At 74.6% G+C, this 11,879-nt stretch carries 10 protein-coding genes; 6 read left to right on the top strand and 4 right to left on the bottom strand.

Annotated features, from left to right (window positions below):
• Position 1 precedes the first annotated feature (1 nt).
• The 3 genes from ABD240_RS00320 to ABD240_RS00310 form a co-directional block, all read right to left on the bottom strand.
• Positions 2 to 772, bottom strand: a complete 771-nt coding sequence (locus ABD240_RS00320) for a CoA transferase subunit A (RefSeq protein WP_291795032.1) — start codon at positions 770 to 772, stop codon at positions 2 to 4.
• 142 nt (positions 773 to 914) lie between these two features.
• The gene (locus ABD240_RS00315; RefSeq protein WP_291795031.1) at positions 915 to 1,568 is read right to left on the bottom strand and encodes a TIGR03089 family protein; all 654 of its coding nucleotides are present in this window, start codon (positions 1,566 to 1,568) and stop codon (positions 915 to 917) included.
• A 47-nt stretch (positions 1,569 to 1,615) separates the two neighbouring features.
• Positions 1,616 to 2,905: a coenzyme F420-0:L-glutamate ligase gene (locus tag ABD240_RS00310; RefSeq protein ID WP_344334304.1), complete on the bottom strand. Its 1,290-nt coding sequence runs from the start codon at positions 2,903 to 2,905 to the stop codon at positions 1,616 to 1,618.
• A 466-nt stretch (positions 2,906 to 3,371) separates the two neighbouring features.
• Here ABD240_RS00310 and ABD240_RS00305 point away from each other — a divergent pair, with 466 nt between their 5' ends.
• From ABD240_RS00305 to ABD240_RS00295, 3 genes are read left to right on the top strand one after another with little or no spacing between them, the layout of a single operon-like run.
• Entirely contained in the window at positions 3,372 to 3,614 is a 243-nt protein-coding gene (locus tag ABD240_RS00305; RefSeq protein WP_344334435.1) for a WhiB family transcriptional regulator, read from the top strand.
• Entirely contained in the window at positions 3,611 to 6,529 is a 2,919-nt protein-coding gene (locus ABD240_RS00300) for a glycosyltransferase family protein (RefSeq protein WP_344334302.1), read from the top strand. Before ABD240_RS00305 ends, ABD240_RS00300 begins: the two co-directional genes overlap by 4 nt.
• Positions 6,526 to 8,010 (top strand): DUF5719 family protein, encoded by a 1,485-nt coding sequence (locus ABD240_RS00295; RefSeq protein ID WP_344334300.1) that lies wholly within the window; start codon positions 6,526 to 6,528, stop codon positions 8,008 to 8,010. Before ABD240_RS00300 ends, ABD240_RS00295 begins: the two co-directional genes overlap by 4 nt.
• Positions 8,011 to 8,024: 14 nt before the next feature.
• Here ABD240_RS00295 and ABD240_RS00290 read toward each other — a convergent pair whose 3' ends face one another.
• Positions 8,025 to 8,402, bottom strand: coding sequence for a hypothetical protein (locus ABD240_RS00290; RefSeq protein ID WP_291795340.1), 378 nt, complete (start codon positions 8,400 to 8,402; stop codon positions 8,025 to 8,027).
• 108 nt (positions 8,403 to 8,510) lie between these two features.
• On the opposite strand from ABD240_RS00290, the gene ABD240_RS00285 reads away from it, so the two are divergent.
• The 3 genes from ABD240_RS00285 to ahcY are packed head-to-tail and all read left to right on the top strand — an operon-like array spanning position 8,511 to position 11,785.
• On the top strand, positions 8,511 to 8,813 hold the full coding sequence (locus ABD240_RS00285) for a DUF3499 family protein (RefSeq protein WP_425546974.1): 303 nt from the start codon (positions 8,511 to 8,513) through the stop codon (positions 8,811 to 8,813).
• Complete coding sequence (locus ABD240_RS00280) at positions 8,810 to 10,264, top strand: phosphohexomutase domain-containing protein (RefSeq protein ID WP_291795336.1); 1,455 nt, start codon at positions 8,810 to 8,812, stop codon at positions 10,262 to 10,264. Before ABD240_RS00285 ends, ABD240_RS00280 begins: the two co-directional genes overlap by 4 nt.
• 9 nt (positions 10,265 to 10,273) lie before the next feature.
• Positions 10,274 to 11,785 (top strand): adenosylhomocysteinase, encoded by a 1,512-nt coding sequence (ahcY, locus tag ABD240_RS00275; protein ID WP_291795334.1) that lies wholly within the window; start codon positions 10,274 to 10,276, stop codon positions 11,783 to 11,785.
• Positions 11,786 to 11,879 lie beyond the last annotated feature (94 nt).

Genomic DNA, 11,879 nt, shown 5'->3' with positions numbered 1-11,879 from the left:
GTCAGGCCTCCTTCAGGGTGGTCTTCTCGATGGGCTTGTCCGCGGCCTGCTCGGGCGTGAGCGGCAGCACCCGGGTGACGTAGACGCCCGGCACGTGGACGCAGGCAGGATCGATCTCGCCCACCTCCACGAGCTCCTCCACCTCGGCGATGGTGATCCGGCCGGCCTTGGCCGCCGGCGGGTTGAAGTTCTGTGCGGACTTGTTGAAGACCAGGTTGCCGGCGCGGTCTCCCTTGGCCGCGCGCACCAGTGCGAAGTCCGGCGCGAGCGACTCCTCGAGTGCGTACTCCTTCTCCTCGCCGAACGTGGAGAAGGTGCGGACCTCCTTGGCGGGGGACTCCTTCACGACGTTCCCCTGGTCGTCGTACTTCCAGGGGATGCCGCCCTCGGCCACCTGCGAGCCCACGCCGGTGACGGTGTAGAACGCCGGGATCCCGGCGCCGCCGGCGCGGAGCTTCTCCGCCATGGTCCCCTGCGGGGTGAGCTCGACCTCGAGCTCGCCGGAGAGGTACTGGCGCGCGAACTCCTTGTTCTCGCCCACGTAGGAGGCGATGATGCGGCTGATCTGACGGGTCTCGAGCAGCTTTCCCAGCCCGCGGCCGTCGACGCCGGCGTTGTTGGAGATGACCTCCAGATCCTTGGCGCCGCTGTCGCGGAGCGCGTCGATGAGCACCTCGGGGACGCCCACGACCCCGAACCCGCCCACCGCGATCTGGGAGCCGTCGACGATGTCGGCCACGGCCTCGGCAGCTGTTGCAACGGTTTTGTCCATGGGCCCGATTATGGCACGGGTCTCACTCCCGCCGCCGGGCGGGAGGCCGGCGGCTCCGCGGAGGCGGGTCCGGTGGGAAGGGCCCTCGGCCGGTCGGGTGCCGGTGGGCCGCCTGTTCGGGCCGTGGGCTCAGGCCGTCCGCTCAGGCCTCCGGCCCGGGGGCGAGGACCAGTGTGCCGCCGAGCAGTGCGGTGAGAGCCTGCCGCCAGTGCTCGGCCGTGCACGGAGCGGAGCCCAGCACGGTCTCCTGTGCCGCGCCGCCCGCCTCCGCGTCCTGCAGCGCCTTCGCAGGCGCCCAGGTCTCCGTGCGTGCGGCATCACCCGCCCGCACCGTGGGAGTCTCGCCGAGCGCGGCCTGGTCCGGCTGGCTGCGCACGGCCGCGGAGAAGTCGGTGAAGCCGGCGGGCACCTCGACCGTGAGCGCCAGGGGCGCAGCGGCGTAGACCAGCACCTCCTCGGCGGATCCTGTGATGGGCTCCTGGGCGCAGTCCTCGTGGGCGAGCGCCACCCAGGGACCGGCGGGCCCCTCGCCCGCGGCCGGGTCGAGCACGCGCACCGTCGCCCCCAGGCTCCAGGCGGCGAGGGCGCCGGCAAGTGCGCGCCAGTGCAGGCCGGTGCGGTCGACGATCCCGAGGTCCGTCCCCGGGCCCACCTCGAGCTCCGCGAGCAGGCCCGCCGACTTGTGCACCCAGTTCGCGAGCACGGGTCCGGTGAGTTCGAGGACGGCGCCCTCGCCGTCCTCCCAGCGGAGCACGGGGCGGCGGCGTGTGGCGAGGTGTTCGACGAGGGTGCGCAAGGGATCTCCTGGGGTGAGCGGACGGGGCCGTGTGCGGTGTGAGCGGCTCAGGGCACGGCGGGAGCCGCGGCGGGCTGGGTGAGTGAGAGGCGGATGTCGCAGCCGGCGGGAACGCCGTTGTCCCGCCAGTGCCAGTCCGTGACGGCGCCCAGGTCCTCGGCCGCCAGCGCGGTGACGATGCGCTCGACGAGAGAGCCCAGGCCCACCGCGGCCTCCACCACGGCGTGCCCGCCCGCCTCCGGCTCCGCCGGGGACTTCCGCATCCGCACCGAGATGACGGAGCCGGCGCCCTTGACGGTGGCGGCCCAGGAGCGGTGGCCGGGCGTCCGCGGCGTCCCCTGCCGTGCGACGGCGAGCGCGCGGCCGGCCCTGCTCGTGAGCCCCTCGGAGCCGTCCGCGGACGGCGGAGCGATCTCGGGGGAGGCGTGGTCCGTGCCCAGCGCGGACCAGACGGACTCGGCGGTGCCGGTGCGGAACCAGTCCTCGTCCAGCGGTCGGGTGAGTGCCTCCGCCGCGGTCCGCGCCCGTGCCTCGCCCACCATTTCGGCCACCCCGCGCACCACGGCGGCGGGCCGGCCGCGGGCGGAGCCCTTGACGAGGTCGGCCGCGGAGGCGATCTCGTCGGCCACGGCGCGGACGGTGAGCGACTGCGTGCGGCCCGTGTCGTCGGGCAGGCCTCGCTGGGAGTCCAGCGGAGCCAGGCCGGCGCAGCCGAGGGCGATGTCGGAGACCCCGGCGCGCCACGGACGGGAGGAGGTGTCGGAGACGATGACCCCCACGTCCACGCGCAGCATCTCCCACAGCGCGGTGCGGATGCGTGCGGCGGACGCGTCGGCGTCCTCCGGCTGCAGCAGGACGTGTGAGGCCTCCGGTGCACCGGGAACCTCCGGGGCGTCCAGGTTGGAGGTGTCGAGGCCCGCTGCGGCCTGCACGGTGCCCGCGGGCGTGCGGACGATGCTCAGGGTGCGGCCGGAGGCATAGGCGCGGCGGGCCACCACGTGGGTGCCGACGGCGGAGACGAGACGCTCGAACTCCGCCCGGTTCCGGACGGCGGCCAGCGCGCCCTCCGCCTTGGACACGATCTTCGAGGCGACGACGAGCACGTCCCCGTCCTTGAGTTCGAGCCGGGAGTCCACGAGTGCCGCGCCGAGCTCCCTGCCGAGGTCCGTGCCCGGGCGGATGCGTCCGATGCCGGGGACCGCGTAGACGGTGAGGAGCCTGCTCGCCTCCGCGGCCGGAGGGCGCGCACCCGTGGGGGGAGCCGGGCGGGGTGCGGGGTCGCTCGCCTCCGCGCGTCGGAGGTGCGCGGAGGCGCCGGGGGAGTGCTCTGCTGCCATGCGGACATCTTCCCAGACGGAGGCTCCGCACAGGATTTCACCAAGCGAATTCACATTCAGGCACAATTTGTGTTGCTCGGATCGCCGTCGCACTACATGTAGTGTGGCGGATGCCGGTGCGGCGGATCTCCCTCGAACGCGCGTTCTATAAGCGGGGCAATGTACCAGGCCGCCGCTTGACGGGGGGCGAATGACACACGTGTAATTCATGTGTGATGAGTCGCCGGAACACCGACGGCAGAGGGGGATACCAGTGGCAGAAGCACGCAGGATGAACGCTGCACCTGAGCAGTGGGAGGTGCTGCCCCGCGAGACCGTGGGTGACAGGGCCGCCCAGGACTGGTTCGTGGATCCCGGTGCGGACCTCCCTTCGTACCGGCCGGACCCGCTTGACCTCGATCCCGTCTCACTGGCGCCCCGGCCCCGCTCCGGCGACCAGGGCGAGGCGGTCTCCCCGCTCTCGCTCCTGCTGGGCGGCTCCGGGGACGGCGATCTCGCCTGGCAGGACCAGGCGCTGTGCGCCCAGACGGATCCGGAGGCGTTCTTCCCGGAGAAGGGCGGGTCCACCCGGGAGGCGAAGAAGGTGTGCGCGTCCTGCGAGGTGCGCTCCGAGTGCCTCGAGTACGCACTGTCGAACGACGAGCGCTTCGGGATCTGGGGCGGCATGTCCGAGCGTGAGAGGCGACGGCTGAAGAAGCAGGCTGTGTGAGCGACGGCGTCGTCGTCGCGAGGGATTCCGCGGAGGCGTCCGCCGCCGAGGAGTTCGCACGCGCACTGGCCGACGGCGCGGAGTGGATCTGGCTGCAGGGGCCGGAGGACCGGCCGCAGCCCGGGGCGCTCGCCCATCTGCTTGAGGTGGCGCACTCCGGTGACGCGGTGGGGCTCGTGGGCCCGCGGCTGCAGCTCGCGGGCTCCGAACGCCTCGTCTCCGCCGGGGCGACGACTACCGCGGCCGGCCACCGGCTCAGCTCCGTGCACCCCGGCGAGGTGGAGCAGGGCCAGTACGGCCGCACGGAGGACGTCTACGCCCTCGACACCCCCGGCCTGCTCGTCTCCGCCGCCGCTGCACGGGAAGTGGGTCCCCCCTCGGGCGCCCTGCCCACCTCCTACCGCGGCATCGACTACTCCCGCCGCGTCCGTGCCGCCGGCTTCCGCGTGGTCCTCGCGCCCTCTGCGGCGGTGGAGGTGCCCGCGCACACGGCGCGTGCGCTGGTCTCGTCGCCGCGCCCTCTCCGCGCGGCGGCGGATGCGCGCGCGGAGCACAGGTACCGGCTCTCCCGGGTCCGGCCCACGGCCGCGTGGCACCTCGTCCTCCGCCTCCTCTGCGCCGCACTGCTCGCCGCCGCCGGCAGGCTCTGCGCCAACGACCTCGCCGGCGCCGGTCGCTGGCTGAGCGCCGCGGGCTCGCTGGGCGCGGACGCGCGCGCCGTCGCCAGGCTGCGCCGGAGCGCTCCGCGCACGGAGCCCGCGCCGGCGCTGCTGGCCGCGCGGGCGGACCTCGCCGCGGCCCGCCGCGAGCAGCGCGAGGCCGGGACGGACGGCACCGCCGCCTGGTGGCAGACCGAGGCCGCGGGCGAGGGCGGCACCGGCTCCGCCGAGGAGGCCGCGGCCAACACCGGCGAGGAGCTCCAGTCCTTCTCCCGGGTCGACACCGTCTCCTCGCGCAGCGTGTTCGCCCACCCCTTCACCTGGGTCCTCCTGGGCACCCTGCTCGCCGGTGCCCTCCTGGGCCTGCGCCTCGTGGGGCCGGGGGCCCTCACCGGCGGCGCCCTCCCGCGCCTCGACGTGGACCCGGGGCAGACGATCGAACGGCTGCTGAGCCTCCGCCACGACGCGGGCCTGGGCGCCCGGGCCCCGGCGGACCCCCTGCTCGTCGTCCTCGCCGTCCTCTCCCTGCCCTTCGGGGGCAGCGCGGACGCAGCCGCGCGCGCACTGCTCCTGCTGGGGCCGGCGGCCGCCGCCGCGACCATGTATGCGTCTGCCGGGATCCTCACCCGCGCACGCTCGCTCCGCGCACTGCTCGCGCTCGTCTGGGCCGCCTCGCCCGCCTTCCTCGTCTCCGTGACGGAGGGACGGCTGGGCACCGTGCTGGCATGGCTGCTCATGCCCGCCGCGGTGCGTGCGCTGCGCACGGCGGTGCGACGCCGGAGCATCGAGGCCGCGGCCGCGGCGGGCCTGGCGCTCGCCGTCGTCTGCGCGGGCATGCCCGTGCTCCTCGTCCCGGCCGTGACGCTGGGGATCGTCCTGCTCGTCCGCACCCGGCGGCTCCGGCTGATCTGGACGGTGGTCCCGGTGCTCGCCCTCCACGCACCCTGGCTGGTCGGCGCGCTCCGTCACCCCGGAGCGCTGCTGGCGGATCCGGGCCTCACGCTGCCGTTCCTCGTGGGCCGCTCCTGGGGACTGCTGCTGGGCTGGCCCGAGGTCCCCGTCTCGCAGGCGCTGGGCGACCTGCCGGCGGCCCAGTTCGCCTGGCTCGCGCCGCTGCTGTCCCTCCCGCTGCTCCTGGCGGCCGGCTCCGCCTACTTCCGCCCCTCCGCGCCGGACGGGCTCGTCATCGCCTCGACCGTCCTCACCGTGGGCGGCCTCAGCCTCGCCATCGTGCAGACGATGACCGCCGCCGGCACCACCGCCGTGCGCATGGTCTCCGCCTGGCCCGGCGCCGGGCTCGCGCTCCTCACGCTGGGCGCCTGCGGTCTGCTCGCCTCCTCACAGCTGCGCGGGAGCGGGCGCCGCGGCGCGGAGCTGCGTCCCCGCACGCCGCTGGTCCGCGCCGCCGTCGTGGGTGCGGCTGCCTCGGCGGTGCTCGTGCTCGTCGCGCTCACCGCGGAGGGAGCCGCGGGCGGCACCCAGCTCGGCCGCACGCAGGACTCCCGGCTGCCCGTCTTCGCCGGTGAGCGGGCGTCCGGCCCCCTCGCACAGCGGACCCTCCTGCTGGAGGTGTCCGACGGCGAGGTGGCCGGACGCCTCGCCGGTCCGGATTCCGGCAGCGTGCTCGAGACCTCGACCGTGGCCGCCGCCGCGCAGCTCGAGGGGTTCCCGCCGGAGCGGAGGCCGGCGGCACTCGACGCGGCGGACACCGCCCTGGCCGAGGCCGTGGGCGGGCTCACCTCCGGAGCGGGCGACCCTCAGGCGCTCGAGGAGCTGGGCGTCGGCTTCGTGGTGCTCTCCGGGGACGGGGGGGAGGTCCTCGAGGAGGCCTCGCGCTCCGTCTCCGCCACCCATCGGCTCACCCGCCTCGGTGATGCGGATCAGGGCCGCCTGTGGCAGGTGGACGGCGCAGGAGGAGCGGAGGTCGCCTGGGCGCGGACCGTCGACGGCGACGGCGCGACCGCACCGGTGCCCGTGGTCGACGGGGTCCTGCAGGTGCCCGAGGGCGAACCCGGCCGCCGGCTCGTGCTCGCGGAGCGGGCAGGGGTGCTCGACGCCCGTGCCTCCTCCGGGGCGCTCGAGGAGGCCGAGCCGGAGAACGGCTGGGCGCAGTCCTTCACGCTCCCCGGCGACCGGCTCGAGGTGCGCGTGAGCGCCTCGCCGTGGTGGTTCCGCGCGCTCGCGCTCGCCTCCGGTGCGGTGGTCCTCGTCAGCGCAGTCGTCTCCGTGCCCTTCGGAAGGAGCACCCGCAGATGAGCGGAGTCAGCCGTACGACGGCCACGGTCGCAGGCGTGGCGCTGCCGGGCGTGCTCGTCGCCGTCACCGCATTCCTCGCGCCGGTGCCCGCGGGCTCGGGCACCCGCGGTCCGGAGCAGATCCGCCTGCCCGCCCAGGACACCGCCTCCCTCTGCCCCGGGCCGTTCGAGCTGGGTGCGGAGGCGGAGGGCCTCGACGAGGAGTTCGCCTCCGCGGGTGCGCCGGAGACCCGCGCCCGCGCCGTCACGGTGGAGGCGGGTGCGCCGGACGGCTCGCGCAGCACGGCGGCGATCCGGGCCGAGCAGCTTCCCGCGGTCGCGGGGGGCGGCGCCGGCGGGAGCGCGGACGGCGGCAGGACCCTGCGGTTCGAGACGGCCGCCGAACCCTTCGTCACCGGCGACGACGTGGTCGACGGTCCCGCCCTGTTCACGGGTCTGGCCGCGGATGAGGCCCCGGCGCTCACCTCGGGCGTGCAGACGGCCTCGGCGGACTCCGGGGACGTCGCCGGGCTCGCGGCGCACACCTGCGACACACCCCTCACTCGCGCCGTGTTCTCCGGGGTCTCGACGATGACCGGCGACGACGCGCAGCTGGTCCTGGGGAACCCCGGCGATGCGCCCGTCAGCGTGCGGATCGCGCTCACCGGGGAGACGGGGCCCGTCGACATCGCGGGGACGGACGCCTTCACGATCGGGCCGCAGCAGGTCCGTCACATCCCCCTGGGCGCGCTCGCCACCGGCGTGCCGATCCTGGGCGCGGAGGTCACCGCCGAGGACGGGCAGGTCACCGCCGCCCTCCAGCACGTGCGCCGGGACGGGCTCACCGCCCGCGGCATCGAGTACGCGAGTGCGCAGACGGTGCTCGACGAGGTCGTCGCCGTGCCGGTGGCGACGGCCGGTGCGGTCCGGCTGCGGGTGACCAACCCGGGGGACCGGGCCGTGACCGCCGAGCTGAGCGCGCACGCGGCGGACGGTCCGGTGGAGCTGGACCGGAGCTCGGTCGCCCTGCCCGCCCACGGCACGGCCGAGGTGGAGTTGGGCGAGGACCTGCCGGAGTCGAGCGTGCGCGTCGAGGCCGAGGCTCCCGTGACGGCGCAGGCCACCGTCACCGGCGGGGACGACCTCGCCCACTACGCCGCCGCGGAGCCCCTGGGCGACACCCAGCTGGCCGTGCTGCCGGAGACCGGCGACGGTGTCGAGGGCAGCCTGGTGCTCTCCGCGGGCAGCGGCACCGTCGAGATCGCGGAGATCGGGGCGGGCGGCTCTCAGGCGGGCACCCGGCTCGTGGACCTCGCCGAGGACCGGGCCACCGTGCTGTCGCTGGCGGAGTTCCCCGAGGCCGTCGCCCTCGAGCTGCGCAATCCCGCCGGGGCTGAGGTGAGCGCGGCGCTCGGCCTCCGCTCGGAGGCCGGGGTGAGCGGGTTCGCCGTGCCCGCCCCGCCCACCGGAGTGGACTACCAGGACGTGCGTCTGGAGCGCTAGCGGCGGGTGCCGTCTCAGTCGCGCAGCTCGTCCGGGTCGAGGCCGGTGAGCAGACTCGCCTGGTCCGCGAGCACCCCGGAGAGGAGCTCGCCGAGCTCCTCGTCCGTCTCGCAGCGGGCGATCACGGGGAGACGGTGGACGACGACGGCGGCGGGAGAGCCCCGCCGGGCCGGGAGGACGCAGGCCAGCTCCAGCCCGGCCTCGGGCGCCGGCACGTCGTCGACGAGGAGCTCCACCGCGTCCAGTGGCCCGCCGGCGCGCTCGCGGATCCGGGAGAACAGCAGCGCGGCGTGGTGGGCGAACGCCTCCGCGCGCGTGCGGGCGGCCGGCACGCGGCCCCGGAACACCACGGGGGAGCGGCCGTGACGCTCGTGCCTGCGTGCGGATGCCATGAGGGCGAGTGTAGGCGGGGACGTGAGTGCCGGGCATGTAGAATCGCAGGCGTGTCTGGAGTCCGTATGTGTTCGAAAGCCGGCTGCGCCGCGAGCGCCCGATTCACGATGACGTACGTGCACCGTGAAGCCACCGTCGTCGTCGGTCCCCTCGCCACGCGTGCGGAGCCCGGCGCCCTCGATCTGTGCGACGCGCATGCGGAGAGGATGACGGCACCGCAGGGCTGGACGCTGCTGCGTCTGGACGCCGGCGACGAGGCCCCCGAACGCTCCCGGGACGATCTGCTCGCCATCGCGGACGCCGTGCGTGAGGCCGCGCGCCCCCGCCGCGAGCGCACCAACCCGGCCGCCGTGCCCGCCGCAACCGGCGGCCGCGGCCATCTGCGCGTCATCCCGGAGTCCGGGGAGTGAGCGCCCACGACCGCCGCGCCCGGTACGACAGGACCCTGGGCGCCTACGACCTGCGCGGCCGGATCGGTGCGGACCTCGACGAGGACCTCCTCTTCTCCCTGGGCTGGGGCGCGGCCAGGCACTTCGCACAGCCGGAGCACGGGGGTACTGCGGAGATCGTCCTGGGCTGCGACATGCGGCCGGACTCGCCGCGCTTCGCCGCCGCCGCGGCGGCCGGTGTCGTCGCCGCGGGCCTCCGCGCCCGCTTCGTGGGCATGTGCTCGACGGACCAGCTCTACTTCGCCTCGGGCCACTGGGACATGCCCGGGCTCATGGTCACGGCCAGCCACAATCCCGCCGACTACAACGGCGTGAAGGTCTGCGGTCCCGGTGCCGCGGGGGTGTCGCGCGAGTCCGGGCTCGGCGCAGTCCGGGACCTCGCGCTCACCGCGCCGGAGCGGGTGCGCGCCACCGATGATCCCGAACCGGATCCGGAACGCGCCGCAGAGCTCGCGCGTGCCTTCGCGGAGAGGCTGCGCGCGCTCACGGGGATCGACACGCTCTCCCCGGTGCGTGAGCTCACGGTGGTCGCGGACGCCGGCAACGGCATGGCGGGCAAGCTCCTGGGTGAGGTGTTCGGCACGGACGCCGGCCTGGAGCCGGTGCCGTTCAGGGTGATCGGCCTCTACACGGAGCTCGACGGCACCTTCCCCAACCACCCGGCCAACCCGCTGGTGCCGGAGAACCTCGCGGACGTCCGCGCCGCGGTCGTGGAGCACGGTGCGGATCTGGGGCTCGCCTTCGACGGGGACGCTGATCGCTGCTTCTTCATCGACGGCACCGGCGCGGTGCTCTCACCCTCGGCCGTGGGCGCGCTCGTCGCGGAGCGGGAGATCGCCCGGGCGCGCGCCAACGGCGAGGAGACGCCGGTGGTGCTGCACAATCTGCTCACCTCGCGGATCGTGGCGGAGACGATCGAGGCCGCCGGCGGCAGGGCCGTCCGCACCCCTGTGGGCCATTCCGGGATCAAGCGCCTCATGCGCTTGCACGACGGCGTCTTCGCCGCCGAGCACTCCGCGCACTTCTACTTCCGCGACTTCTACTCCGCGGACTCCGGCATGCTCGCGGCCTGCCACCTGCTGGCGATCCTCGCCCGGACGCACGAGTCCGCGGAGCAGATCGTCGCCGGCCGGGAGCGCTACGCCGCCTCCGGGGAGATCAACTCCACGGTGGACGATCCGGACGCCGTGCTGGCGGAGTTCGAACGGCGTGCCCGTGCCGGGGAGTTCGGCGCCGGGGAGGTGGACGTGTTCGACGGCGTCTCCCTGCAGGGCACCGACTTCTGGGCGAACGTCCGCAAGTCCAACACGGAGCCGCTCGTCCGCTTCAACTGCGAGACCCCGGACCGCGCGCGGACCCGTGCCCTCACCGATGCCGTCCTGGCACGGGTGAGGTCCGAACGACACGTCTAAGGAGACTCCATGACGCACCCCGCACCTCCGGCACCGCTGGCCCCCGGCGACTTCCGGGTCGCAGATCTCTCCCTGGCCGAGGCCGGGCGGCACCAGATCCGTCTGGCCGAGAGGGAGATGCCCGGTCTCACGGCGCTGCGCGAGGAGTACGCCGAATCGCAGCCGCTGGCCGGCGCGCGGATCGCAGGCTCCCTGCACATGACGGTGCAGACCGCCGTGCTCATCGAGACGCTCACGAGCCTGGGCGCCCAGGTGCGCTGGGCCTCGTGCAACATCTTCTCCACCCAGGACGAGGCCGCGGCCGCCGTGGTAGTGGGCGCCGGCACCCCGGAGGCGCCGGCCGGAGTGCCCGTCTACGCCTGGAAGGGCGAGTCGCTGGAGGAGTACTGGTGGTGCACCGACCGGATCTTCCGCTTCCCGGCCGCCGAGGGCGTGCCCGCCGGCCCCACGCTGATCCTCGACGACGGCGGTGACGCGACCATGTACCTGCTCGAGGGGGCGGCTGCGGAAGACGCAGGCGGCGTCCCCGCCGACGGCGAGGACGATCCGGCGGAGGTCCGGGCCTTCCGCGCGCAGCTGCGCACGGCGCTCGCGGAGCTGGAGGCCGCCGGTGAGACCGGCCGCTTCAGCCGCATCGCCGCGCAGCTGGAGGGCGTGAGCGAGGAGACCACCACCGGCGTCAACCGCCTGTACCGGCTGGCGGAGGCCGGGAACCTCCCGTTCCCCGCCGTCAACGTGAACGACTCCGTGACGAAGTCCAAGTTCGACAACCGCTACGGCATCCGCCACTCCCTCCCGGACGGCCTCAACCGCGCCACGGACGTGCTGATCGGCGGCAAGGTCGCCCTCGTGATCGGCTACGGCGACGTGGGCAAGGGCGCCACCGAGGCGATGGCCGGACAGGGCGCGCGCGTGCTCGTGAGCGAGGTCGATCCCATCTGCGCGCTGCAGGCGGTGATGGACGGCTATCAGGTGGTCACGACGGCGGAGGCCGTGCCCGAGGCCGACTTCGTCATCACGACGACCGGCAACACCCGCGTGCTCACGGTGGAGGATCTCCAGCACCTCAAGCCCGGCGCGATCGTGGGCAATGTGGGGCACTTCGACGACGAGATCGATCTCGCCGGCCTGGCGAAGCTCCCGGGCGTTTCCGCCGTGGAGATCAAGCCGCAGGTGCACGAGTGGACGATTCCGGCGGCGGAGGGCACCGGGCGGGAGACGACGAGCATCCTCGTGCTCTCGGAGGGCCGTCTGCTCAACCTCGGCAACGCCACGGGGCACCCCAGCTTCGTCATGAGCGCCTCCTTCGCCAACCAGGTGATGGCGCAGATCGAGCTGCACTCCGGTGAGACGCAGTACGAGGCGGGCGTGCACCGGCTGCCCAAGGTGCTCGACGAGAAGGTCGCGCGGCTGCACCTGCCGGCGCTGGGGGCACGGCTGAGCGAGCTCACCAAGGAGCAGGCCGAGTACATCGGCGTGGACGTCGCCGGGCCCTACAAGCCGGAGCACTACCGCTACTGAGCGGCAGGACGCGCGGAGCGCAGGACGTCGGGCGCGCGGAGCGCCGGGCCCTGGGAGCATCAGGGCACACGGAGCGCCGGGCGCGTGGAACGTA

It is taken from the genome of Brevibacterium salitolerans, assembly GCF_039531405.1.
Lineage (GTDB): Bacteria > Actinomycetota > Actinomycetes > Actinomycetales > Brevibacteriaceae > Brevibacterium > Brevibacterium salitolerans.
Note: the sequence above shows the minus strand (reverse complement) of the source record. Positions and strands in the feature narration are given on the sequence as shown.

Excerpts from the sequence above, each read along its gene's own strand:
- ABD240_RS00295 (WP_344334300.1), top strand. The coding sequence starts at position 6,526 with ATGAGCGGAGTCAGCCGTACGACGGCCACGGTCGCAGGCGTGGCGCTG.
- ABD240_RS00290 (WP_291795340.1), bottom strand. The coding sequence starts at position 8,402 with ATGGCATCCGCACGCAGGCACGAGCGTCACGGCCGCTCCCCCGTGGTG.
- ABD240_RS00310 (WP_344334304.1), bottom strand. The coding sequence starts at position 2,905 with ATGGCAGCAGAGCACTCCCCCGGCGCCTCCGCGCACCTCCGACGCGCG.
- ABD240_RS00320 (WP_291795032.1), bottom strand. The coding sequence starts at position 772 with ATGGACAAAACCGTTGCAACAGCTGCCGAGGCCGTGGCCGACATCGTC.
- ABD240_RS00285 (WP_425546974.1), top strand. The coding sequence starts at position 8,511 with ATGACGTACGTGCACCGTGAAGCCACCGTCGTCGTCGGTCCCCTCGCC.
- ahcY (WP_291795334.1), top strand. The coding sequence starts at position 10,274 with ATGACGCACCCCGCACCTCCGGCACCGCTGGCCCCCGGCGACTTCCGG.